Here is a 23903-nt window from a genome sequence, read left to right as displayed (position 1 = left end):
TCTTTGGAAAATGAACTTTTGTTTTGTAATGCCGTTACTTTTGCAAACCAGTAAAAATGCACATGGAAAAAGCAACCCGCAAAGGAATTCTGTTAATGAATCTTGGTTCACCTGATTCAACCGGAGTAAAAGATGTTCGCCGTTATTTGAATGAATTTTTGATGGATGAGCGTGTGATCGATTATCCTTACCTGTTGCGTTTGTTATTGGTGAAGGGAATTATTACACGATTCCGTGCACCAAAATCGGCCGAAGCTTACAGCACTATCTGGACAAAAGAAGGCTCTCCATTGATTGTTCTCACAAAACAACTGCGGGATGCATTGGATAAAGAGGTGGATATGCCGGTTGAAATAGCGATGCGTTATGGGAATCCTACTGTTAAGTATGCATTGGATCGTTTGCTTGAACAGAATCCTGATCTGGATGAAGTGATAGCCGTGCCGTTATATCCTCATTATGCCATGAGTAGTTATGAAACTGCGGTGGAAAGTGCCAAAGAAATTCATGCAAAGAATAAGTACTCATTTAAGCTGAGTTTTATTAAGCCATATTATAATGAAGAGCATTATATCACTGCGATGGCTGAAAATATCCGCCCTTACCTGGAGCAAGAGTATGATCATATCCTGTTTAGTTATCACGGTATTCCTGAAAGTCATTTAAAGAAATCAGATCCTACAAAGAGTCATTGTTTAAAAACAGGCGATTGTTGTAATGTTGATTCAGCAGCTCATGCAACCTGTTACCGTCATCAATGTTTTGTAACAACAGAATTGATTGCAGCAAAACTGGGGTTGACCAAAGAGAAATACAGTTTGTCGTTTCAGTCAAGATTAGCAGGTGAACAATGGTTAACACCTTACACCGATTATCGTTTGCGAGATATGCCAAAAGAGGGCATTAAAAAATTGTTGATCCTTTGTCCGGCATTTGTAAGTGATTGCTTAGAAACATTGGAAGAAATTGCCGAGCGTGGAAAAGAAACCTTTGAAGAAGCAGGCGGTGAAACATATACCATGATCCCTTGTATGAATGTACACCCGTTGTGGGTAGAGGCAATTGCAACGTATGTAGAAGGAGTGGCGAAGGGGGAGAGGGAGATGGTTTTGTAATGAGTGATGAATGATGAGTGATGAGAGGCCTCCGTCTGACGCCCTCGTCGGGCGGATTGGAAAGAAGAAATGAAGAGTTGGAAGTTTGATAAATGGGAAGGGTTTGCTATTTTAAAGTGAACTTAAAAAACACTTTCTATGTTCCTTCAACTTGCGCACACTAAAACAGATGTATTTGCTGCATCAAAATCATTTACACTCGAATGTTACAAAGTAACTCGCTCTTTTCCTCCAGATGAAAGATTTGCTATGACACAGCAAATTAGAAGAGCAGCACTTTCAGTTCATTTGAATATTGCCGAAGGTTGTTCCAGAAAATCAGAGGCAGAGCGAAAGCGATATTTTGAAATAGCAAGGGGCTCGGTCATAGAAATTGATACTGCATTAGACATTGCAATTGAACTGGAGTACATTTCTGCTGAGAACCTTTCAATTTTGGGAACACATTTACTAAGTACTTTTAAGCAATTGTCAGCAATGATTCACCAGCGGTAGCACTCATCATTCATTACTCATCACTCATCAAATGTATTTATACGTTAAGGCCATCCATATCATCTTCATCGTTACCTGGTTTGCAGGTTTATTCTACATGCCCCGGCTTTTTATTTACAATGTGGAAGCAAATACAAAAGACGAAACCAGTCGAAAAGTATTACAAGAACAGTTTGGTATTATGATGAAACGGCTTTGGTATGGCATCACATGGCCATCTGCTATACTCACGTTGATTTTTGGCATTTGGGTTTTGTTTGCAAGCGGGTATTCGAAAATTGTATTTGAGCCCGCAGGAAGATGGATGCTCATCAAACTCATCTTTGTTCTCTTTTTATATCTCTATCATTTCTCCCTGCACAAGATTTTCAAACAACAAGCAGCAGGAATATTCAACTATACGTCACAACAACTACGCATCTGGAACGAAGTAGCAACTATTTTTTTAGTAGCTGTTGTAATGCTTGTTGTGGTGAAACAAAACCTTAGTGCGTTGTGGGGTGTGCTTGGTTTACTATCGTTTGTTGTGTTGTTAATGAGTGCGATAAAAATATACAAGCTGCTGCGTAAATAAATGCGGGTTTAGTTGACAAGTGGTTGGCGACTGTGAAAAGAATTTCATTAGTTTTAAGCCAAACAACCATCAATGAAGAAATTTATTTTACTGACCTCACTGTGCTTATCATTTGCACTTATCATTTTCTCCTGTTCCCGTAAATCGGCTGCGGCATTGGCAAGCAAAAAACAAGCGGCTCATGTGGCGATGTACGAAAGCAGCGTAAAGCCGTTGATCGCTGCAAAATGTTCGCCCTGTCATTTACCTGCAGAAGGCGGAAAGAAAAAGCCGTTCGATAATTACGATAGTGTAAAAGCCGTATCAGCAGATATCGTTCGTCGCATTGAATTAAACCCTGGCGAAAAAGGATTTATGCCGTTCAAAAAATCCAAGCTTTCAGCTGAGGAAATTGCTGTATTTAAAAAGTGGGTAGCAGAAGAAGTGAAATAAAAATGCAAACCCCGTTTAACGGGTTTTTTATTATCAATCATCATCAAATCGCTTTACTGAACATCGGCGTAATCATTTCCCGTTGCAGGTAAAGATCAAATGCACTGCAGATATTACGGATGAACTGTCGGCCTGTTTCTGTTACAACCAATCCATCATCATTCATATTGATCAGTCCATCATCAAGTGGTTGTTGCAGCTGCGGTAACACATATTTTTCAATCAGTCGCTTATCTTCTCTTCTGAACACAGCATAATCTCTGCAACTGATGCTGAGAATATAATTGCGGAATGCCTTGTCCTCATCATTCAGAAAATAACCTTTGAATACGGGCAATTCTTTCTGCTGAATGGCTTCGTAATATTCGTGGATCGATTTTTTATTTTGTGCAAAGCCGCCGCCAATATCACTGATGCTCGATACACCTAATCCCAACAACATCGAAGTATGTTGTGTGGTGTAACCCATAAAATTGCGGTGAAGCTTGGCCGTTTTCCAGGCTGTATAAAGATCATCGGTTGTTAATGAAAAATGATCCATGCCTATATCTACATAACCCGCCGCTGTAAGCAATTCTTTTCCTTTCAGGTACAACTGCAGTTTATCTTCCGGTGAAGGCAAATCATTTTCATCAAACAAGCGCTGCCCTCTGCTCGTCCATGGAACATGCGCATAACTGTAAAACGCAATACGATCAGGACGAAGTGTAATTACTTCTTCAATGGTTTTTGTAATGCTTTGTAAAGTTTGCTTTGGTAGGCCATAAATGAGATCATAATTCACAGAGGCAAAGCCAAGTTTTCGTGCATCGGTTGTCGCACGTTCCACATTTTCTAACGGTTGAATCCGGTTGATGATGCGCTGCACTTCCGGGTCATTATCCTGCACACCATAACTGATGCGACGGAAACCAAGATTGTACAAAGTTTCAAGATGTGCAAACGTTGTATTGTTGGGATGACCTTCAATGCTGAATTCATGATCCGGATGAACAATGGAACGGCTGGTAATAAAGTTTATCAGTCGCCCCAGGTTTTCAGGTGAGAAGAATGTAGGTGTGCCTCCACCCAAATGCAGTTCACGAATAACAGGCTTTTGATGAAAGAGCTGAAGATATAATTCAAACTCCTGCTCAATCATGGCCAGGTATTCTTCTTCCACACTGTGATTAGTCGTGATCTTTTTGTTGCAGCCACAGTAAGTACATAACGATTCGCAGAAAGGCAGATGAATATACAGACTGATGCCGTTGCGGCTGTTGTGCATTTCAAATTGCTGTGCCAGGAGATGTTTCCATTCATCCACATCAATGCCCTCTTTCCAAACCGGAACGGTCGGGTAACTTGTATAGCGGGGAACCGGGCGGTTGTATTTCCTGGTCAGGCTCCTTATAGTCTCTTGTTGCATGGGGCAAAATTGCTAAATCGATCAGCCCTTCGCCCTGACAAAAAAACAAGCGGCAGATGATTGCTGTCAGTTTCTGAAAACCCCTGATTTGGGTGTTCAATCACCCCCGAACTTCCGTACCTTTGGCAACTTTAAAAATAAGACAGGGATTGACTTATGAGCGTTAAATACAGAGAATTTTCGCAGCTGAATTTACCCTCCATCGAGCAGGAGATATTGGCCAAATGGGATGCTGAACAGGCGTTTGAAAAAAGCATTGAAGTAAGGAACGCAGCGGTTCCCTTTGTGTTTTACGAAGGTCCGCCCAGCGCTAATGGAATGCCCGGCATTCACCATGTAATTTCCCGTACGCTGAAGGATTTGGTGTGTCGCTACAAAACCATGAAAGGCTTCAAAGTAAACCGCAAGGGTGGATGGGATACCCATGGTCTGCCGATCGAGTTAGGTGTGGAGAAAGAATTGGGTATTACCAAAGAAGATATTGGTGTAAAGATCACTGTTGAAGAATACAACAAGAAATGCCGTGAAGCGGTATTGCGTTATAAAGACAAGTGGGATGAGATCACGAAGAAGATGGGTTATTGGGTTGATCTGAATGATCCTTACATCACTTTCGAAAACAGTTACATTGAAACATTGTGGTGGTTATTGCAGCAGTTGTACAAAAAAGGATTGCTGTACGAAAGCGTAAGTATTCAACCATACTCTCCCGCAGCAGGTACAGGTTTAAGTTCACATGAACTGAACCAACCCGGCACGTACAAAGATGTAAAAGATACCAGCGCAACAGTGATGTTTCGTGCAACACAGGATGAAAAAAGTAAGTTCCTTCACGATGCTGTGCATGGTGCCGAAGTATTCTTTATGGCATGGACAACCACACCATGGACTTTGCCAAGTAACCTCGGCTTGACTGTTGGACCAAACATTGAATATGTGTTGGTACAAACCTTCAATCCGTACACACACTTACCGGTGAACATTGTATTAGCGAAAGATCTCGTTCATAAATATTTGAAAGGAGAAGGAGAGAATGGTGATTTTGAAGGATACAATGGAGAACAGAAAATATTGCCATGGAAGATCATCGCCTCATTCAAAGGTTCGCAGTTGGAAGGTTTGCATTACGAGCAACTCTTACCATACGAAGCAAACAGCATTGAAGAAGTAAAACGCATTACACCGGATGCAGATCCGTTCCGTGTATTGATCGGTGATTTTGTTACAACAGAAGATGGTACTGGTATTGTTCATACCGCACCTGCATTTGGTGCAGACGATTATCGTGTAGGAAAGAAATTCAACATTGGTATTTTAACCATGGTTGATCGTGAAGGAAAGTTTCTTGATGGATTAGGTGAATTCAGCAACCGTTATGTAAAGAATTACAAAGACGATGCAAATTATGTGGATGTGAATGTTGACATCTGCGTAAAACTGAAAAAAGAGAACAGAGCCTTTAAAGTTGAGAAATACGAGCACAGTTATCCGCATTGCTGGAGAACAGATAAACCTATTCTTTATTATCCGCTGGATGCATGGTTTATTAAAACCACAGCCATCAAGGATAAAATGGTTGAGTTGAATAAAACCATCAACTGGAAACCAAAGTCAACAGGCGAAGGTCGTTTTGGTAACTGGTTAGAGAACATGGTAGACTGGAATCTCAGTCGTTCACGTTTCTGGGGTACAGCATTGCCCATCTGGAAAACAGAAGATGGTGAAGAAGAAATTTGTATCGGTACTGTTGATGAGTTGAGAGAAAACGCAGCAAAAGCAGACGCAACACTCGGCACCAATAATGCGAAATACTTGGGCAACGATATCGATCTGCATAAACCTTATGTGGATGAGATCGTGCTCATCAGCCCAACTGGCAAACCCATGAAACGTGTACCGGACTTAATTGATGTTTGGTTCGACAGCGGTGCCATGCCTTATGCGCAGTGGGGATTGGATCATGAGAAAGTTAAGAATGGCGATAAGTATCCATTCAAACTTCCTGCAGGCGTCAACAAGTTTGAAGATCTGTATCCTGCAAGTTTTATTGCAGAAGGTGTAGATCAAACACGTGGTTGGTTTTATACACTGCATGCAATCGCATCATTGGTATATGATAGTGTTGCTTACAAAACGGTAGTAAGTAATGGTTTGGTGTTGGATAAGAATGGTAACAAAATGAGTAAGCGCCTCGGTAACGTGGTGAATCCATTTGAAACCATTGAAAAATTTGGTGCCGATGCTACACGCTGGTACCTCATCACCAATGCATCGCCATGGGATAATTTAAAATTTGATATTGAAGGCATCAAAGAAGTGCAACGCAAATTCTTTGGTACACTTTATAACACTTACCAGTTCTTCGCACTGTATGCAAATGTGGATGGTTTTGCTTTTAAAGAAGCTGCCATTCCAGTAAAAGAACGACCTGAAATTGATCAGTGGATCTTATCATCGCTTCACACACTCATCAAAAAAGTGAACGAAGCAATGGATGATTATGAACCAACGCAAGCTGGTCGTTTAATTGAAGAATTTGTAGATGAGCATTTGAGTAACTGGTATGTGCGTTTGTGCCGTCGCCGTTTCTGGAAAGGCGAGTACGAGCAGGATAAGATCAGTGCATATCAAACGCTTTATGAATGTTTGGAAACTGTTCTTCGTTTAATGGCGCCGGTTTCTCCATTCTTCAGCGATGCGATTTTCACTGAACTGAACAAAGTGAGCGGACGATTTGCAACAGCATCGATCCATCATGTTGATTTCCCTGTTGCAGATGAGGCTTTGATCGATGCAGCTTTGGAAGAACGTATGCAACTGGCACAGGATGCCTCTTCACTGGTGCTGTCGCTCCGTAAAAAAGTGAATATCAAGGTTCGTCAACCTTTGCAAAAAATATTGATTCCGGTGCTGAGCAACGGTATGAAAGAACAGTTCAGCAAAGTGGAAGATATCATCATGAGCGAGGTAAATGTGAAAGAGATTGAGTACCTCACGGCCGACAATACCTTCATCAAAAAGAAGATCAAGCCCAACTTTATTGCCCTCGGCAAAAAGATGGGAGCGAAGATGAAAGCGGTATCGGCAGCCCTCGCCCAATTCACCCAGGAAGACATCAGCCAATTTGAGCGTGAAACTGTTTATAATCTGTTGATAGAGAATGAAACTGTTCCTTTATATTTGACAGATGTAGAAATTCTAAGCGAGGACGTGCCCGGCTGGATGGTGACGAACAAGGGAGCAGTTACCGTGGCATTGGATGTAACCATTTCCCCCGAATTGCTAAATGAAGGCAATGCACGGGAACTGGTGAACAGGATCCAGAAAATCCGCAAAGAGAGTGGTTTTGAGCTGACTGACAGAATAGCTGTACAGGTTTTAGAGAATGAGAGCCTGCAGCCTTCTATCACTCAATTTAAATCCTATATTTGCGCCGAAATTTTGGCAGATAACCTTGAATTTGTACCGCATTTATCCAATGGCATCGAAGTTGAGGTTAACGATATTCCAATAAAAGTTCAAGTACTCAAAAAAGGAGGATAGAATGGCAATTAAAAAGAAAGCAGCAAAACCTGCTCCCAAAAAGGCGGTGAAACCGGTCGCCAAAAAAACAGCAAAGCCAGCTGCTAAAAAGCCAGCTCCTAAAAAAGCGGTTGCGAAGCCTGTAGCAAAAAAAGCGGCCCCTAAGCCGGCAGCGAAGCCAGCTCCGAAGAAGGTAGCGGCAAAACCTGCTCCTAAGCCAGTGGCCAAACCGGTTGCAAAACCTGCTCCAGCAAAAGCAGTAAAGCCGGAAGTAAAGAAGCCTGAGCCGGTTGCAAAACCAGTAAGTGCTATTAAACCAACCGTTAAACAAGCAATCCAAGATTTGAAAAAAGAAGCAAAAAAGCCGGCCCCACCAAAAGAAGTGAAGCCAATTAAAACATCGGTAAACACCTCGGTGAAATATCAACCCGATTTTACAAAATCAGTATTAGATAAATCAGTGGAAGAGAAACCTCAGGGACCAATGGTCCGCTACAGTGATGCAGACCTCGTGGAGTTCAAAGAACTCATTCAGCGTAAACATGAAGCTGCTAAAAAAGAATTGAACTATTTGCAGGGATTGATCACCCGTAAGGATGATCAGGGTGGCGATGGTGATGATGGTCGTTACATGACCATGGAAGATGGTAGTGTTAGCATGGAGCGTGAGCAACTGAGCCAGATGGCCAGCCGCCAGATCACTTACATCGATCACCTGGAGAAAGCGCTGATGCGTATCGAAAACAAAACCTACGGTATTTGCCGTGTAACCGGTAAATTGATCGATAAGGCCCGTTTACGTGCCGTGCCACATGCTACGTTGAGCATTGAAGCAAAGATGGGTATTGTGAAAGGTCCTCAACCTGCCGGCGAATAAGAATTTTCAAACTACTTGAAATAGAAATCCTCCTGTAAATGGGAGGATTTTTTATGTGCGGCATACTTACATGCAATAAAAAATCCCTTCGCAATGAAGGGATTTCAAGTATTTTGACGAATAGAGCTGATTAATAATCTCTGTTATAACCGCCGCCGCCGCCACCTTTGTAGCCGCCACCGCCGCCACCTTTGTAGCCGCCGCCGCCGCCACCTTTGTAGCCGCCGCCGCCACTACCGCCGCGGAAGCCACCGCCTCCACCGCCGCCAAAGCTGCGCTTTTTAAAGCCACCGTCGTCTTTCTTCGGCTGTGCTTCGTTCACTACAATTTTGCGTCCCTGAACGTCAGTGTCGTTCAGTTGGCTGATTGCAGCCTGGGCTTCTTCTGCATTTTCCATTTCTACAAATGCAAAACCCTTGCTACGGCCAGAGAATTTGTCGGTTAAAATTTTGGCAGATGTTACAGCGCCAAATTGCTCAAACAGAGCAGCGAGGTCTTCGTTCGTCATGGACCAGGCCAGGTTTCCTACGTAAATGTTCACAAGAAAAAAATTAAAAAACAAAAATCATGAACCAGGATTAGCAACTGAAACCGGGGAAACTGATCGAAGGAAAAGCACCTGGAACCTCAGAAAGCATGGACTGAATTCACATTAACTCTATAAAGATAGGGGAATTATTGAGAAAAGCGAATGGGCCAAAACAAAAACTTAACGCACCTCCTGCAGGTCTACCAGCTTGCGGTAAAACCCGTTTAAGTCAACCAATTGATCGTGTGTGCCCCGTTCCACAATTTCTCCTTTCTGCAATACCAGAATTTCATCGGCATGCCGAACAGTTGATAGCCGGTGAGCGATCACCAAACTGGTACGGTCCTGCATCAAATGATTAATAGCATCCTGCACCAGGCGTTCACTTTCTGTATCGAGAGAAGAAGTGGCTTCATCCAAAATAAGGATCGGCGGATTTTTTAATACGGCACGTGCAATAGTTACACGTTGGCGTTCACCACCGCTGAGTTTACTTCCACGATCACCAATATTTTCATCATACCCATTTTCTTTTTTAGCAATAAAGGCATGTGCATTTGCAATGGTTGCAGCAGATTCAATTTCTTCTTTGCTTGCTTCTGCTTTACTGAGTGCAATATTGTTTGCAATACTGTCATTAAACAAAATAGGTTCCTGTGTTACAATACCCATGAGTTGACGAAGACTGTTGAGTGAATAGTTTTTAATATTCACACCATCAACCAAAATTTCACCACTTGTTACATCATGAAATCTCGGCACAAGGTCAGCCAATGTTGATTTACCTGAACCGCTAGAACCAACCAATGCAATTGTTTTTCCTTTCTCTAATTTGAGATTGATATTAGTAAGAACAGTTACATCGTTATAAGCAAACGATACATTTTTAAACTCAATACTTTTTTCAAACGAAGAAATAGTAACAGGGTTTGCTGATTCTTCAACTACCAAAGGTGCATTGATCACTTCTTCAATACGCTCAATGGCAGCACTGCCACGTTTGGTATTATAGTAAGCGGTTGAAAGTGATTTTGATGGATTGATTATCTGCGTAAAGAAAAGAATGTAGGTAATAAATCCTTCTGACGTAAGCGCTCCTGCATCACCCGCCAATACCAACCGTCCACCAAACCATAACACGGCACTTAATACAAGCACGCCTAATACTTCTGATAAAGGCGAAGCCATATCTTTCCTGAAATGAATTTTATTACGAAGATGATTGAACTCTTCGTTTACTTTATGAAAACGATTGCCCAATAATTTCTCTGCAGTAAATGCTTTGATCACACGAATGCCTCCAAGTGTTTCATCAAGTATGGAAATCACTAATCCGTTTTTCTCGCCGGCTTCAGTTGATTGTTTTTTCAATGAACGGCTCACACGACCAATGATCAATGCCATTATCGGTAAGAACACCAAAAGAAATAATGATAACTGTGGGCTAAGAATTATCATCCCGATTAAATAGAAAAGGATGTTCAGTGGCTCTTTGATCAATACTTCCAGCGCCATCATTACACTCCATTCCACTTCATTGGCATCGTTACTCATACGTGAAATAAGATCGCCTTTGCGTTGTTCTGTAAAATAGCCAATTGGTAATTTCAAAACTTTATCGTACAAGTCGCCACGCAAACGGGTTAGCACACCATTACGCATAGGTGCAAGAATGCGATAGGAGAGATAAAGAAATACGTTCTTCAATAAGATGGCTGAAATAATGATCAGGCAGATAAAAGCAAGAGCTGCCTCCGCTCCGTTTTCAAGGATCAGTTTACTGATCTGGTACATCAGGAAATTGAGCAGATCAGATGCTGAAAGAAGAGATTCGGGTCTTGTTGTTACCAGATCTTCCTGATTAAACAAAAGTTTCAGGAAGGGCGCCAGCATTGCCAGCGATACCATTGAAAACACAATGGAGAGCAGGATACATAAAAAATAAAGAACAATCTTTCCTTTATAATCCCGCAGGTATTTGAAAATGCGTTGAAACTGTTTCATGCGTTAAACGCCGCAAAGTAACTACTTTTACAGCGTTTTAAACGTTGAAGATATGTTAGAAGGAAAAAGACAGAAACAGGTAGCAGGAGTAATTCATGAAGAAATGACGGGTATCTTCAGGAAGATGGGGTTAGGTATGATCGATGGAGGATTAGTATCCATCTCATCGGTGAAAATAACACCTGATCTGCTGGAAGCCCGTATTTACCTGAGTGTGTTCCAGGCAAAGGATAATGAAGCCGTGCTGAAAAAGATAGAAGAAAAGGCCCATGAAATAAAACGTGAGTTGGCAGCAAAAGTGAGGAGCCAACTGCGCCGTATACCAGAGATCAAATACTTCCTCGATGATACGCTCGACCAGGTGTTTAAGATGGAAGAACTCTTTAAGAAGATTGAAGAAGAGAAGAAAGGAGAAGAGTAATAGCCGGTAGTAGATAGTCGTTAGTAGAGTCGATATTGACTATTCACAATTGACCATTCACCATTCACAACAATTATTCATTGAATTTTCTTTTCGCCTGGCGCTATTTCAAATCAAAGAAATCAACCAATGCCATCAATATTATTGCATGGGTAACGGTGACGGCTATGGCTGTTGGTACTGCCGCATTGGTGGTAGTGCTGAGTATCTTTAATGGCTTTGAAGGGTTGGTGAAAACATTATATTCTTCGTTTTATCCTGATGTACGCATTACAGCAGAGCAGCAAAAGATCATGTTGCTTGATGATGCCACACTTGCAAAAATTCGTGTGTTGACGAACGTTACTGCAGTGAGTATGGTGGTGGAAGAAAATGTGCATTTGCAAAACGGTGATTACCGTACCAATGCTGTGATCAAAGGTGTTGATGAAAATTATAATAAAGCAAGTGGAGTATCATCCATGGTTACCAACGGTCAATTTGAAACAGGTAGTGTTGAAACACCAGCCTTGGTGTTAGGTGTTGGTATTGAAAATGCTCTGAACCTGATGAGTGATCGTGCAATAAATCCTGTTACGGCCTATTTGCCAAAACGTGGTGTCACATCTTCCAATCCATTGGAAGCCATCAGCACGGTTAACTTACAACCCACAGGTTCGTTTTCCATTCAACAGGATTTTGATAATAAGTATGTCATTACGAATATCGATATACTCAAAGAAATGCTTGGCTTGAAACCAAATGAATACAGTTCTGCAGAAATTAAATTAGCCAATGTAAAAGATGAAAAACAAACCATTGCAGGGTTACAAAAATTGCTTGGCAAAGGGTATTTGGTAGAGAACAGGTATCAGCAAAATCGTTCACTCTTTGCCGTTATGCAATTGGAGAAATGGGCCATCTATGGAATTCTCTCGTTGATATTAGTGATCGCTGCTTTTAATATGATCGGCGCATTAACCATGCTGGTGCTGGAGAAAGAACAAGACATACAGATTCTCCAGGCAATGGGCGGCAGCAGAAAATTTATCCAGAAGATTTTTTTAACGGAAGGTGTGTTGCTTGCACTAACAGGAAGCATCATTGGAATTATACTGGCATTGATCTTTTCGTACCTGCAGGTTAAATTTAAACTGATTCCATTAACAGGTTCATTTGTGATCGATTATTACCCGGTAAAGATTTTACTTACCGATATACTCCTTGTTATCACAACAGTGATTGTAATTGGCTTGCTAGCCTCCTGGGTTCCTTCTGTGAAAGCAGCAAGGCAGAAGGTTTCGTTACGGGCGCAGTAATACATCCATAAAAAAAAGCAGATGATTTTCACCATCTGCTTTCATCAAATATTATTCTTGAAAAATTAATAATCGCCTAAGCTTGTTTCACCTAATTGAGCAAGTGCTTTTGCCAATTGGTCATCGTTAGGAGCAATACCATGCCATTCGTGGCTGCCTTCCATAAAATCGATGCCTTTGCCCATTTCTGTTTTCATCAAATTCACGATAGGCTTTCCTTTACCAACAAAGGTTTTTGCTTTTTCCAAACCGGCAACCATCTGGTCCATATCATTACCATCTTCAATGATCAGTGTTTCCCAACCAAATGCCTCAAATTTTCCTTTCAGATCGCCGAGGCTCAACACTTTTTTCGTTGGTCCGTCGATTTGCTGACCATTCCAGTCAACAGTAGCAATCAAGTTGTCCATTTTGTTGTGGGCAGCAAACATGATCGCTTCCCAGTTCTGGCCTTCCTGCAATTCACCATCACCATGTAAAGAATAAACAACTGTATTTTCTTTATTCAATTTTTTCGTGTAAGCCGCACCGATAGCAACACTTAAACCCTGTCCGAGTGAACCGGAAGCAATACGTACTCCAGGCAAATGCTCATGGGTAGTTGGGTGTCCTTGCAAACGACTGTTCAGTTTCCGGAAAGTTGCCAGCTCAGCAGCGGGGAAGTAGCCACTACGTGCCAGTGTCGCATAAAAAATGGGCGAAATATGGCCGTTTGAAAGAAAAAACAAATCCTCACCCGGAGCATCCATAGTAAAGGCGGGGTTGTGTTTCATCACTTTAAAATAGAGGGCTGTCATGTATTCGGTACAGCCTAATGAGCCACCCGGGTGACCGCTTTGGCAAGCATGTACCATTCTTACAATGTCTCTGCGGAGTTGCGTCGCAATTTCTTTCAGTTCTGGCATAGTTTTTTTGAATTGCGGGCAAAGCTAATAGAAAAATGTTTGCAACCGGCTAAACTTTTCATGCAAATTCAAGTCAAACGCCCTTCTGTGGACAAAAGACGGAAACAATGAATGCATTTAATTTTATAGCTATCACTTCCTCTTTCGGCTCAGAAAGTATAGATTTGCAACACACTTGAATTAGTCAACTGCATGGATCACCTTCTCATAGGATCGGTTATTTCCTTTTTAATTACGTATTCGGCTATCCCAATTATTATCAGGGTGGCAGAAGCGAAGCATCTTTTTGATGTGCCCGATGACGACCGTAAAGTGCATGCTACGCCTGTTCCTTCACTTGGCGGTATTGGTATTTTCGCCGGCTTTATACTTGGTTTTTTAATTGCTGTGCCTGCCGGTTTGGTAGAAGTACAGTATTTCGGGGCAGCATTCCTGGTGATCTTTTTCCTGGGATTGAAAGACGATATTGTGGTGTTGACCCCTCTCAAAAAATTCCTCGGTCAGTTATTGGCAGCATTCATTATCGTGTACAAAGGCAATATCCTCATTGACGGGATGTTTGGTTTTATGGGTTTTGAAAAAATGCCTTTTATCCTGAGCCTTGCATTTACTTATCTCACGATCATCGTAATAACCAATTCTTTTAACTTGATTGATGGGGTAGATGGACTTGCAGGATCGTTGGGCATGTTTACATCCATCTGCTTTGGTATCTATTTTGTGCTGGCCGATCAGCCATTTTATGCCATGATGGCCTTTGCCATGGCGGGCAGCTTAGGTGCATTCCTCATCTTTAATATTTCTCCGGCTAAAATTTTCATGGGCGATACAGGTTCCCTTTTGTTGGGAATTGTGAACTCCATTTTGGTGATCAAGTTTATACAGGTAGCAACATTGCCCACAGCCAAAGTTTACTTACCTGCGGCTCCGGCTATTGGCTTTGCCATCTTATTTGTTCCGTTATTTGATACGCTTCGCATTTTTGCCTATCGTATTTTATCCCGTCGTTCACCGTTCAGCCCCGACCGAAACCATGTTCATCATCTTTTACTGGCGAAGGGCTTCAGTCATAAAATGGTGACTTTTTTAGCCGTTTCATTTAACATCGTCATTGCAGGGGCAACCGTTCTTGCAAGAGAGCTGAACATTACGTTTCTCTTACTTGGTTTGATCAGTGTAGGGTTCTCCGTTATCAGTCTGCTTATTTATTCAAACCGCAATAACCGTCGCAAACTGTTTACAAACGATGCTGCCACAGCACCAAAAGAAGCACTGAATGGCGAAACAAAAGTTATTCCTCTTGCAGGTGGTACAACGGTTATTCCCGAAAAAGCAGAAGTTGCCAAACACAAACAGTCTTAATTTTCTGCTGCAGCGATAAATAACAATTCAGTAGGTTTGCAGCTCAATAATTTTTAATAGTATGTCAGAAGAGCTTTCGTTAATCATGGACGATGCTGAAGAGCACATGAATAAAGCCATTCAGCACCTTGAAGTAGAATTGGTAAAGATCCGTGCAGGCAGGGCAAATCCAAATATGCTTGATGGGATCGTAGTTGATTATTATGGTACACCTACACCCATTAACCAGATCGGCAATCTCAGTGTAACCGATGCCCGTACACTTACCATTCAGCCTTGGGAAAAAAATATGTTGCAGCCCATTGAGCGTGCAATCATCAACTCAAATATTGGTCTTGCGCCACAGAACGATGGTAATATCATCCGTTTATTTTTACCACCATTAACCGAAGAACGTCGGAAGGAATTAGTAAAACGTGTGAATGCAGAAGGTGAGCATACAAAAGTAGCTGTGCGTAATATCCGTCGTGATGCAATTGAGCAGATCAAGAAATTGCAAAAAGATGGATTAAGTGAAGATGCCGCCAAAGATGCGGAGAAAGATGTGCAGGTGTTGACAGATAAATACAGTTTACAGATCGATAAACATCTGGAAGCAAAAGACAAAGAGATCATGTCGGTTTAACCGAACGAAGAATTTAAGTAAAGGGGTGCAAGTGCATCCCTTTTTTATTACCGGTTAGTGAGATAAACACCTGAAAGAATGATCAGCAATCCAACGATCTCCAGTTGACCAATTGTTTCGCCTGCCAATAATCCCCAGCCAATTGCCACGAACGGAATACCATAGGTAACCATGGTTGAAAATAATGGACCTGCTCTTTTCATGAGCATATAAAAAAGGATCGATGCAATGGCTGTTCCGAAAACGCCCAACACTACAGAAGCGCCCACTGCTCTTATCACTGCAACATCTGTAAAGTCGTGTTTAGCAAATCCGGCCAGTAATAAAACCGTTGTTGCCGGAATAATCAATGAAACAAATGCAATAGCTGCAATATCAAGCGAGCCAACATGTTTTAGATACCTGTTGATGAGATTTACATTCAAGCCATAAGAAAGTGTTGCAACTACAATGAGTGATGCAAGAAACACATCACTGTTGGCACTGTCTGCTTTCTGTGCCAAAAAAAGCAACAGCATTCCACCAAAACCGATCAGTACACCCAATAGTTTTTTCCAGGGAACAGCTGATTTAAACAACAAAGCACCAATGGTAATTACAAACAAAGGTGTTAATGCATTCAACATGCCTGCCAGCGCACTATCGATTTTTGTTTCGGCCACACAAAAAAGAATGGCAGGTATAAAACTCCCGAGCAGGCCCGATACCACTAATAACCCAAGATCTTTTCGTTGCATGCGTTTGAAACTTCCAATGGCAAAAGGAAGTAATACAACACCACCACTGAACATACGCATTGCCGCTACTTCGTAAGCAGATAGTTGTTTCAATCCTTCTTTCATGAGGATAAATGAACTGCCCCACACGAGGCATAGAATAAGAAACAGAAGCCAGTTAAAAAGTTTTGGATGCATAAAGGAGATGCAAAGGTTCGGGAAAAAGAATCATTCGGCCAATTAGGTTTGATGAATGGGCAATAGCGGGTGAGCCACCCTTTCGATCATAAAAGAAGCTGCAATATCATATGCGGGTGACTCACCCATTCCAAACAAAGTTTATATTCGTAAAAACGATTCTTATGGCTAAAGTGAAACTCGCCTCCATCAGCACAAAGGCACCCCGCAACATTGATAAAGAAAAAACAAAAGCCAAAACAGAAAAGATATTAGTTGAGTTAGATGAATTGCAGAATCTCTTAATTGCTGAAGCAAAAAATGCATTGCTTGTGGTGATACAAGGCATGGATGCAAGTGGCAAAGATGGTGCAATCCGTGATGTGTTTGGTTCGTTGAATCCAATGGGTGTTTCTGTAAAATCATTCAAAGCACCAACGGCTGAAGAATTGAGTCATGATTTTTTGTGGCGTATACATGAAGCTGCTCCTGCAAAAGGAATGATCAAAATTTTTAACCGCAGTCATTACGAAGATGTTTTGATCACACGTGTGCACGGCTGGTGCGATGATGCTACTGCACAAAAGCGGATGAAAGCAATTAATGATATGGAAGAATTGCTTACACAACATAACAATACACAGATATTGAAATTTTACCTGCATATTTCGCCTAAAGAACAACAGGAACGTTTACAGGAACGTACACATGATCCACGCAAAATGTGGAAGTACAACGAAAATGATTTTGCAGAAGCTAAGCTCTGGAAGAAATATATGGGCTATTATGACGAATGTTTTAATACCTGCAACAAAGTACCCTGGCATATTATTCCAAGTGATCAGAACTGGTATAAAGAATATCTCATTGCGTCAAAGGTTTATGACACACTTAAGAAACTGAAGATGCAATACCCGGGTTTGAAAAAATAAAGTTTTGAAATCGGGAATATTTTTTACAGATTTGTAATACCCTCCACAGAAATCTTCGTTATTTTATTCATCACACAAAAATCAATATTATGGGAATGCTGAAAGAATTTAAAGATTTTGCAATGAAAGGTAATGTGGTAGATCTCGCCGTTGGTGTTATTATTGGAGGCGCATTTGGTGCTATTGTTGGCGCTGTAGTAGATCACATTCTTATGCCAATTGTGGGCATTATTACGGGCGGCGTTAATTTCGATACACTTTCCATCAAAGTAGGTGAAGCAGAATTAAAGTATGGAATGGCGATCTCAGCTGCAGTAAAATTCATCATTATCGCATTCTTTCTTTTCCTGGTAATTAAAGCTATCAATAAAATGAAAAAGGCAGAACCACCTGCACCGCCTGCTGCAACACCTGAAGATATCGTGCTACTCCGTGAAATAAGAGATGCATTAAAAAAATAAATTGATATACTGATGGCTGCAGCAGAAAAGGTTTCTGCTGCAGTTTTTTTTAAGGGATGGCTTCATCTTTGCAGATGAAAAATCTAAACAGAACACTTATGATAAAACAGATATTTTTTTCTGTAGTTATGCTCTATTCCATAACAACAGTTGCGCAAGACAAGGAAGTAAAACGTTTAAAAGACGAATCAAACAAAACCATTAAGAAAGAACCTGAACAAAAAGAAGGTTGGACAAAGGGTGGTGTTTTCAATCTCAATCTCAGCCAGGGAGCAAGCCGTAACTGGGCTGCTGGTGCTGAGAAATTTTCTTTCTCCATCAATGCACTGGCCAACACCTTTGCTTATTACAAGCGATACAAGAATGTGTGGGATAACACACTCAATGTGCAATACGGTATTGTAAATGCAACAAGTATCGGCACAAGAAAAAATGATGACCGTTTCGATCTGCTTTCACGTTATGGTTATCAATTGGGCGATACAGCAAAAAGTAAATGGTACTTATCGGCGTTAGTGAACCTACGCACACAAATGACTACCGGTTACAATTACACAGTTGATCCAAAGCAAAAGAACTCAGCGTTTTTTGCACCGGCTTACCTGCTGGTGTCACCAGGTATTCTGTATAAACCAAACGCAACCTTCGATGTATTTCTTTCGCCGGTTACCTCACGCTGGGTAATTGTGAACGAAGCCAATAAAGATATCCGCCGTCTGTTCAATTTTACTGATACCACTAAAATGGCCATTAACGAGATCGGTGCGTTTTTAACGGCCAATCTCAAAAAAGATCTTGCAAAAAACATCAGCCTGGCAAGCCGTCTCGATCTGTTCAGTAACTATAAGAATAACCCACAGAACATTGACGTATTCTGGACCAACACATTGGGTTTCAAGGTGAATAAATTCATTGGTATCAGTTACAACTTTGATCTGATTTACGACCACGATACCAAAAATGTGGAAACGGGCGGATTACTCGGCACGCAGCTTAAATCCCTCATGGGTATTGGGTTTACAGCCAATTTTTAATAAGGTTTAGTTCCCTACATTTGCAAGTCCTGTACAGATCGTACAGGACTTGTTCGTTAAAACAGAAATACTTTGCAAACAGAATCATACCAGATAAAACTTCCGCAGTTCGAAGGTCCTTTTGATCTCCTGTTGTTTTTTATTGAACGTGATGAGCTGGATATTTATAACATCCCCATCACCCGTATCATTAAGGATTTCATGGACTTTATTCATCAAACCGAAAAGTTGAATATTGAACTAAGCAGTGAGTTTATCCTTTTCATTTCAACGCTCATGCGCATCAAAGCAAAAATGCTGTTGCCCCGCAAAGAAGTGGATGAGCAGGGAAATGAAATTGACCCACGACAGGAACTGATCGATAAAATTCTTGAATACAAACGTTTCAAAGAAGCAAGTGTGCAAATGGCCGAGATGGAAGCGATGCGTATGCTCATGGTGAAGCGTGGCAACATTGCTAAGGAACTTTCAAGCATTGGTGAAGAAACGGGCGAAGGCACAGAGATACAAACCATCACCATGTTTAAACTGATGAAGACGTTTGAACGGGTTATGAAGAAGCACCACGAACGTTTTAATAAACCGGTACATACTGTTGTGCAGTACAACTACACCATGGAAGGCAGCCGAGAGTATATGCTCGATATGGTGAAGAAAGAAAAGAACATGCCGTTTGAAAAGTTGTTTGATGTGGTGGAGAACCGCATTCATGCCATTTTCTTATTTCTTTCACTGCTTGAACTTTCACAACAACGTTATATGACTTTGCTGGTTGGCGAAGGAAAAAATAATTTTATAGTGGAGTGGAACGAGAACAGGGAAGAAGATGCGGAAGATTCATTTGTATATCCAACAAATCCCGAAGAAGGAAGTTGAATTTTATAAAGCGAAATGTACGAGCCTCATCATAATTGATTAGGCTTTTTTATTTGAAGCACGCCCCCGTCTGACAGATGTGATTTTGAAACAAACGTTTAATTATGAAGACCTATAAAGTCTGTCATTCCTGCCGGTTCAGTTTTTTTACAAATGCTTCGATCTCTTTGCGGGAAATTGTTTCTAATTCTTGAAGTGCTTCGGGATTGTCGCTTAAAATGATTCGTAAATTCTTTTTCCAGTTTCCCAGCACATGAGTCGTTAAGTCTTTGTAGTCACCATTGGGTTTAAAAATGGCATAATGCGGTAAGGTGACAGTTACGCCGTTATTCGTATCTGAGAGATAATTTACATACAGTTTGTACTTTTTTCCGTTATTAATCAAACGGAAAAAACCACTTTCAAAATTTTTGCTCACCTCTACAAATCTGTAAATAAAATTACTGCCTAAATACTGGTAGCCATATTCAAGCACTTCCTTATCCTTTGCTTTATAGATTTTTTCTTCACCCGAAAAGCTCTGTACCACCAGCGTGGAATAATTGGTCACCTTTTTTTTACCAGCGATTTTAATTTGACACAACACCGTATCACCATTTGATAAAATGATAAAGCCACCTGCAAATACATCTGCTTTGGCAATGGTGCTTATAAGAGAGAAAAGAAAAAGAATAATGAATGATTTCATATGATGTAAGAAATGTACATCATAAAAATAAGGTACAGGAAAATTGCGGATGCTGTTTACCGATTAGTTTTTCACCGATTATGTTATCGTAGTTCGGCTTGTTAAGCCAACTGGTTTTAAAGCCGCAGTAATCTTCAACAAAAAAAGTGCTAGAACTATAAGGTCGTTTTGTTGCTGTTTCTTCCCGGCAGCCCCGGCACAGAAAATCCCATTGCTGAACAATGGGATTTTCTTTATATAAACGAATTCAATTACGCTTTCACCGTCACTCTTACATCCATCATCTCTCTCACTGTTTTTGCAATTCCATTGGCATCAATACCAATTTCTTCATACAACTGTTTTGGTGTGCCGTGTTCAACCAATGTATCAGGAATACCCATGATCTTTACTTCAGCTCTATAGTTGTTGGCGGCCATAAATTCAAGTACAGCACTGCCAAAACCACCAACAACGGTTCCGTCTTCGATCGTTACAACTTTATTGAATTTTGCAAATACTTCATGTAACAGTTCTTCATCGATCGGTTTTGCAAAACGCATATCGTAATGCGCAGGATTAATACCATCGTTCTTTAATTCACGAATGGCACTTGCTGCAAAGTTACCGGGATGACCAAAAGAGAGAATGGCAATGCCTTCTCCATCTTTCAACTTACGGCCTTTACCAATTTCAATTTCTTTCATTTCGTTACGCCACTCAGGCATTATACCTTCGCCTCTGGGATAACGGATTGAAATTGGCAGTTTATGTGAATCAAGTTGAGCTGTGTACATCATGTTACGCAACTCTGCTTCATTCATGGGTGCAGCAACGATCATGTTGGGCACACAACGCATGTAAGCAATATCATAACAACCATGATGTGTTGGCCCATCTTCACCAACCAAACCTGCACGATCCAAACAAAATACAACAGGCAGTTTTTGAATAGCTACATCATGCACCACCATGTCATAGGCACGTTGCATAAATGAAGAGTAGATATTACAAAACACTTTCATGCCCTGTGTAGCCATGCCGGCGCTGAGTGTAACAGCATGTTGTTCGCAAATACCCACATCAAATGCACGGTGCGGCATTTTGTCCATCATGAATTTGAGGGATGAACCGCTTGGCATTGCCGGAGTAATACCGACAATTTTTGCATTCTGTTCAGCCAATTCTACCATAGTGTGTCCAAACACATCCTGGTATTTGGGAGGTTGAGGAGTATCAAATTTCTTCTTATGAATTTCGCCGGTTACTTTATCAAATAACCCAGGGGCATGCCATTTGGTTTGATCTTTCTCGGCGAGTTCATAACCTTTTCCTTTCACCGTTACAATGTGCAACAGTTTTGGTCCGGGAATATTTTTAAGATCTTTTAATGTGTCTACAAGTTTCGTGATGTTATGTCCATCAATAGGGCCAAAATAACGAAGCTGCAATGCTTCAAATAAATTACTGCTCTTGCTTACAAAACCTTTAATGCTATGCTCCAGCTTACTCGCCATTTCACGGGTAAAGGTTTTTCCAACAGGTAATTTGCCCAACGCCTTCCACACATCATCTTTAATACGATTATAAGTAGGAGAAGTAGTAATGTCAGTCAGGTATTCTTTCAGGGCACCAACATTCGGGTCGATGCTCATGCAGTTATCATTCAAAATAATCAGCACATCGCTGTCAGCTACACCTGCATGATTCATTGCTTCAAAAGCTAAGCCCGCCGTCATCGCACCATCACCAATCACCGCAATTGATTTACGGTTTTCGCCTTTCATTTTTGCGGCCATGGCCATACCTAAAGCTGCCGAAATAGAAGTGGAGGAGTGACCAACACCAAAGGTGTCATATTCGCTTTCGCTGCGTTTTGGGAAACCGCTAAGTCCGTGGTATTTTCTGTTGGTATGAAAATTATCCCTGCGGCCTGTCAGGATCTTATGACCATAGGCCTGGTGACCGACATCCCACACCAACTGATCGTAAGGTGTGTTATAAACATAATGAAGAGCAGTTGATAATTCCACCACACCAAGGCTGGCACCAAAATGACCACCATGCACACTCACCACATCAATAATATACTGGCGCAACTCATCACAAACCTGTGGTAATTGATCCATGGGCAGTTTTTTCAAATCGGCCGGAGAATCAATTTTACTGAGCAGGGAACCGGGTTTTATTTCCATACTTTCCTTAAATAATTTGGTAAAGGTAAAAAACTTACAGTCAATCGTACAAGATTGGTTTGTTTAACAACTGTTCCTGTAAAAAGTTGAAAATGCGCACAAAAGAGTATTCTAAATTCAACCATTTACCCAAATAATACGCCCTTTGTACCTTTAAGGGGGTGAAACACATATCTTAACGGTTAGATTTGTAAGTACTATGCGCATAGGAATCAGTAAAATGGGAGCTTATTGGTGGTGCCAGGTGGCAGGCTGGGGCGGTAACATGCTCATGAATTTCTTTTTCGCCTGGACCTATAACCGGGAGATCAATGCTTCATTTGTATTGAGATCGCTCATCATTGCTGCGTTAGGGTTGATCATTACCCATTTTATGCGCTGGGTGATCATACAAACCAACCTTTTGCATAAAACATTTGAGCGACAGGTGGTGTATTTCCTGGTACTTACCCTGGCCTTCTCCATGCTGTACCCGTTCATTTCACTTTCCCTTTTCAACATTCTCGGTTTATTTACGCCTGAACAAAGGGTGTACAGTTTCACCAGATTATTAGTTGGTTCGGCAATTAATGCATTTGTAACATTGTTAGTATGGAACCTGATCTACTTTATTTATCACTATGTAGAAAGCTTTCGTAAGCAACAACTCGATGCATTAAAAATGCAGAGTGTGGTGAAGGAACTGGAGTTGAAAACAATCAAGGCACACATCAATCCGCATTTTATTTTTAATTCATTGAATGGCATTCGTGCATTGGTTGACGAAAATCCCGCCCGTGCCAGAACAGCCATTACGGAATTGAGCAATATCCTGCGCAGCAGTATGCAGGCTGAGAAAATGGAAACGGTGCCGTTTGAAAAGGAGTTAGGCATTGTAAAGGATTACCTCGCACTGGAGCAGATGCGTTTTGAAGAACGCTTGAAAGTGAATTTTGATATTGATGAGGATACACTGGAACAACCGGTGCCTCCCATGATGTTGCAAACACTGGTGGAGAATGCGATCAAGCACGGTATCAGTAAAAACATTACCGGAGGTGTAATTAAGATCAGTTCAAAATTTGTAAACGATCATCATGAACTGGTGATCAGGAATACCGGTAAACTCAATGGCGATTTCAATCCCGATGGATTTGGTATCTCCAGCACACAAAGCAGGTTGAAGCTGATGTTTGGAGAAGAAGCTAAATTTTCTATAACAGATGTGAATGGAAATGAAGTAGAGGCAAAAGTGAGTATGCCTGCCGGATTGTAATTAACAACAATAGATTAAATTGT

Annotated in this window: 23 protein-coding genes; 15 read left to right on the top strand and 8 right to left on the bottom strand. The window is 41.2% G+C overall.

Annotation, left to right across the window (positions count from 1 at the left end; translation table 11 throughout):
• The first annotated feature begins 62 nt into the window (after window positions 1–62).
• The 4 genes from hemH (at window position 63) to H4075_RS18660 (ending at window position 2616) form a co-directional block, all read left to right on the top strand.
• A complete protein-coding gene (gene hemH, locus H4075_RS18675) occupies window positions 63–1115 on the top strand; it encodes a ferrochelatase (RefSeq protein ID WP_182802338.1) in 1053 nt (350 codons plus the stop codon).
• A gap of 138 nt (window positions 1116–1253) precedes the next feature.
• Window positions 1254–1610 carry a four helix bundle protein gene (locus H4075_RS18670; RefSeq protein WP_182802337.1) on the top strand — a complete coding sequence of 119 codons (357 nt, stop codon included), beginning with the start codon at window positions 1254–1256 and terminating at the stop codon, window positions 1608–1610.
• Between the two features lie 31 nt (window positions 1611–1641).
• Window positions 1642–2184, top strand: coding sequence for a CopD family protein (locus H4075_RS18665; protein ID WP_182802336.1), 543 nt, complete (start codon window positions 1642–1644; stop codon window positions 2182–2184).
• 72 nt (window positions 2185–2256) lie between these two features.
• Entirely contained in the window at window positions 2257–2616 is a 360-nt protein-coding gene (locus tag H4075_RS18660) for a cytochrome c (RefSeq protein ID WP_182802335.1), read from the top strand.
• Window positions 2617–2659: 43 nt separating this feature from the next.
• Here the strand turns inward: H4075_RS18660 and hemN are convergent, their stop codons facing one another.
• Window positions 2660–4024: an oxygen-independent coproporphyrinogen III oxidase gene (gene hemN, locus H4075_RS18655; RefSeq protein WP_182802334.1), complete on the bottom strand. Its 1365-nt coding sequence runs from the start codon at window positions 4022–4024 to the stop codon at window positions 2660–2662.
• 156 nt (window positions 4025–4180) lie between these two features.
• On the opposite strand from hemN, the gene ileS reads away from it, so the two are divergent.
• Window positions 4181–7567 (top strand): isoleucine--tRNA ligase, encoded by a 3387-nt coding sequence (gene ileS / locus H4075_RS18650; protein ID WP_182802333.1) that lies wholly within the window; start codon window positions 4181–4183, stop codon window positions 7565–7567.
• On the opposite strand, the gene H4075_RS21715 is transcribed toward ileS, so the two are convergent.
• Window positions 7496–7957, bottom strand: a complete 462-nt coding sequence (locus H4075_RS21715; RefSeq protein ID WP_255460231.1) for a hypothetical protein — start codon at window positions 7955–7957, stop codon at window positions 7496–7498. The two genes, ileS and H4075_RS21715, sit on opposite strands and share 72 nt — an antisense overlap.
• 4 nt (window positions 7958–7961) lie before the next feature.
• Here H4075_RS21715 and H4075_RS21710 point away from each other — a divergent pair, with 4 nt between their 5' ends.
• Complete coding sequence (locus tag H4075_RS21710; protein WP_255460230.1) at window positions 7962–8423, top strand: TraR/DksA family transcriptional regulator; 462 nt, start codon at window positions 7962–7964, stop codon at window positions 8421–8423.
• Window positions 8424–8553: 130 nt separating this feature from the next.
• Here H4075_RS21710 and H4075_RS18640 read toward each other — a convergent pair whose 3' ends face one another.
• Together H4075_RS18640 and H4075_RS18635 are read right to left on the bottom strand one after the other, a co-directional pair.
• Window positions 8554–8964 carry an RNA recognition motif domain-containing protein gene (locus tag H4075_RS18640; RefSeq protein ID WP_220494787.1) on the bottom strand — a complete coding sequence of 137 codons (411 nt, stop codon included), beginning with the start codon at window positions 8962–8964 and terminating at the stop codon, window positions 8554–8556.
• Between the two features lie 168 nt (window positions 8965–9132).
• Entirely contained in the window at window positions 9133–10956 is a 1824-nt protein-coding gene (locus H4075_RS18635) for an ABC transporter ATP-binding protein (protein ID WP_182802331.1), read from the bottom strand.
• A gap of 52 nt (window positions 10957–11008) precedes the next feature.
• Between H4075_RS18635 and rbfA the strand changes: the two genes are divergently transcribed.
• Both rbfA and H4075_RS18625 read left to right on the top strand, forming a co-directional pair.
• Entirely contained in the window at window positions 11009–11377 is a 369-nt protein-coding gene (rbfA, locus tag H4075_RS18630; protein WP_182802330.1) for a 30S ribosome-binding factor RbfA, read from the top strand.
• Window positions 11378–11457: 80 nt separating this feature from the next.
• On the top strand, window positions 11458–12675 hold the full coding sequence (locus tag H4075_RS18625) for an FtsX-like permease family protein (RefSeq protein ID WP_182802329.1): 1218 nt from the start codon (window positions 11458–11460) through the stop codon (window positions 12673–12675).
• Window positions 12676–12740: 65 nt separating this feature from the next.
• Here the strand turns inward: H4075_RS18625 and H4075_RS18620 are convergent, their stop codons facing one another.
• Entirely contained in the window at window positions 12741–13580 is an 840-nt protein-coding gene (locus H4075_RS18620; protein ID WP_182802328.1) for a transketolase, read from the bottom strand.
• A gap of 192 nt (window positions 13581–13772) precedes the next feature.
• Between H4075_RS18620 and H4075_RS18615 the strand changes: the two genes are divergently transcribed.
• Both H4075_RS18615 and frr read left to right on the top strand, forming a co-directional pair.
• On the top strand, window positions 13773–14942 hold the full coding sequence (locus tag H4075_RS18615; protein ID WP_182802327.1) for an MraY family glycosyltransferase: 1170 nt from the start codon (window positions 13773–13775) through the stop codon (window positions 14940–14942).
• A 61-nt stretch (window positions 14943–15003) separates the two neighbouring features.
• The gene (frr, locus tag H4075_RS18610) at window positions 15004–15567 is read left to right on the top strand and encodes a ribosome recycling factor (protein ID WP_182802326.1); all 564 of its coding nucleotides are present in this window, start codon (window positions 15004–15006) and stop codon (window positions 15565–15567) included.
• 47 nt (window positions 15568–15614) lie between these two features.
• Here the strand turns inward: frr and H4075_RS18605 are convergent, their stop codons facing one another.
• Window positions 15615–16481 carry a DMT family transporter gene (locus H4075_RS18605; protein WP_182802325.1) on the bottom strand — a complete coding sequence of 289 codons (867 nt, stop codon included), beginning with the start codon at window positions 16479–16481 and terminating at the stop codon, window positions 15615–15617.
• A gap of 164 nt (window positions 16482–16645) precedes the next feature.
• On the opposite strand from H4075_RS18605, the gene H4075_RS18600 reads away from it, so the two are divergent.
• The 4 genes from H4075_RS18600 (at window position 16646) to H4075_RS18585 (ending at window position 19763) form a co-directional block, all read left to right on the top strand.
• Window positions 16646–17392 (top strand): PPK2 family polyphosphate kinase, encoded by a 747-nt coding sequence (locus H4075_RS18600; RefSeq protein ID WP_182802324.1) that lies wholly within the window; start codon window positions 16646–16648, stop codon window positions 17390–17392.
• Window positions 17393–17481: 89 nt separating this feature from the next.
• On the top strand, window positions 17482–17853 hold the full coding sequence (gene mscL / locus H4075_RS18595) for a large-conductance mechanosensitive channel protein MscL (protein WP_220494785.1): 372 nt from the start codon (window positions 17482–17484) through the stop codon (window positions 17851–17853).
• A 98-nt stretch (window positions 17854–17951) separates the two neighbouring features.
• A complete protein-coding gene (locus H4075_RS18590; protein ID WP_182802323.1) occupies window positions 17952–18887 on the top strand; it encodes a DUF3078 domain-containing protein in 936 nt (311 codons plus the stop codon).
• A gap of 72 nt (window positions 18888–18959) precedes the next feature.
• The gene (locus H4075_RS18585; protein WP_182802322.1) at window positions 18960–19763 is read left to right on the top strand and encodes a segregation and condensation protein A; all 804 of its coding nucleotides are present in this window, start codon (window positions 18960–18962) and stop codon (window positions 19761–19763) included.
• A 124-nt stretch (window positions 19764–19887) separates the two neighbouring features.
• Here H4075_RS18585 and H4075_RS18580 read toward each other — a convergent pair whose 3' ends face one another.
• Window positions 19888–20451 carry a hypothetical protein gene (locus H4075_RS18580; protein WP_182802321.1) on the bottom strand — a complete coding sequence of 188 codons (564 nt, stop codon included), beginning with the start codon at window positions 20449–20451 and terminating at the stop codon, window positions 19888–19890.
• A gap of 251 nt (window positions 20452–20702) precedes the next feature.
• Window positions 20703–22625, bottom strand: a complete 1923-nt coding sequence (gene dxs / locus H4075_RS18575) for a 1-deoxy-D-xylulose-5-phosphate synthase (protein ID WP_182802320.1) — start codon at window positions 22623–22625, stop codon at window positions 20703–20705.
• Between the two features lie 199 nt (window positions 22626–22824).
• On the opposite strand from dxs, the gene H4075_RS18570 reads away from it, so the two are divergent.
• The gene (locus tag H4075_RS18570) at window positions 22825–23880 is read left to right on the top strand and encodes a sensor histidine kinase (protein WP_182802319.1); all 1056 of its coding nucleotides are present in this window, start codon (window positions 22825–22827) and stop codon (window positions 23878–23880) included.
• Window positions 23881–23903 lie beyond the last annotated feature (23 nt).

This window comes from Lacibacter sediminis (assembly GCF_014168535.1).
In the GTDB taxonomy this organism is placed as follows: domain Bacteria; phylum Bacteroidota; class Bacteroidia; order Chitinophagales; family Chitinophagaceae; genus Lacibacter; species Lacibacter sediminis.
The sequence above is the reverse complement of the archived record's forward strand: the minus strand, read 5'-3'. Positions and strand labels throughout refer to the sequence as shown.

Bases quoted from the DNA above. Each gene is read 5' to 3' on its own strand.
- hemH (WP_182802338.1), top strand. From the start codon at position 63: ATGGAAAAAGCAACCCGCAAAGGAATTCTGTTAATGAATCTTGGTTCA.
- H4075_RS18670 (WP_182802337.1), top strand. From the start codon at position 1,254: ATGTTCCTTCAACTTGCGCACACTAAAACAGATGTATTTGCTGCATCA.
- H4075_RS18665 (WP_182802336.1), top strand. From the start codon at position 1,642: ATGTATTTATACGTTAAGGCCATCCATATCATCTTCATCGTTACCTGG.
- H4075_RS18660 (WP_182802335.1), top strand. From the start codon at position 2,257: ATGAAGAAATTTATTTTACTGACCTCACTGTGCTTATCATTTGCACTT.
- hemN (WP_182802334.1), bottom strand. From the start codon at position 4,024: ATGCAACAAGAGACTATAAGGAGCCTGACCAGGAAATACAACCGCCCG.
- ileS (WP_182802333.1), top strand. From the start codon at position 4,181: ATGAGCGTTAAATACAGAGAATTTTCGCAGCTGAATTTACCCTCCATC.
- H4075_RS18635 (WP_182802331.1), bottom strand. From the start codon at position 10,956: ATGAAACAGTTTCAACGCATTTTCAAATACCTGCGGGATTATAAAGGA.
- rbfA (WP_182802330.1), top strand. From the start codon at position 11,009: ATGTTAGAAGGAAAAAGACAGAAACAGGTAGCAGGAGTAATTCATGAA.
- H4075_RS18620 (WP_182802328.1), bottom strand. From the start codon at position 13,580: ATGCCAGAACTGAAAGAAATTGCGACGCAACTCCGCAGAGACATTGTA.
- H4075_RS18615 (WP_182802327.1), top strand. From the start codon at position 13,773: ATGGATCACCTTCTCATAGGATCGGTTATTTCCTTTTTAATTACGTAT.
- frr (WP_182802326.1), top strand. From the start codon at position 15,004: ATGTCAGAAGAGCTTTCGTTAATCATGGACGATGCTGAAGAGCACATG.
- H4075_RS18605 (WP_182802325.1), bottom strand. From the start codon at position 16,481: ATGCATCCAAAACTTTTTAACTGGCTTCTGTTTCTTATTCTATGCCTC.
- H4075_RS18600 (WP_182802324.1), top strand. From the start codon at position 16,646: ATGGCTAAAGTGAAACTCGCCTCCATCAGCACAAAGGCACCCCGCAAC.
- mscL (WP_220494785.1), top strand. From the start codon at position 17,482: ATGGGAATGCTGAAAGAATTTAAAGATTTTGCAATGAAAGGTAATGTG.
- H4075_RS18590 (WP_182802323.1), top strand. From the start codon at position 17,952: ATGATAAAACAGATATTTTTTTCTGTAGTTATGCTCTATTCCATAACA.
- H4075_RS18580 (WP_182802321.1), bottom strand. From the start codon at position 20,451: ATGAAATCATTCATTATTCTTTTTCTTTTCTCTCTTATAAGCACCATT.
- dxs (WP_182802320.1), bottom strand. From the start codon at position 22,625: ATGGAAATAAAACCCGGTTCCCTGCTCAGTAAAATTGATTCTCCGGCC.
- H4075_RS18570 (WP_182802319.1), top strand. From the start codon at position 22,825: ATGCGCATAGGAATCAGTAAAATGGGAGCTTATTGGTGGTGCCAGGTG.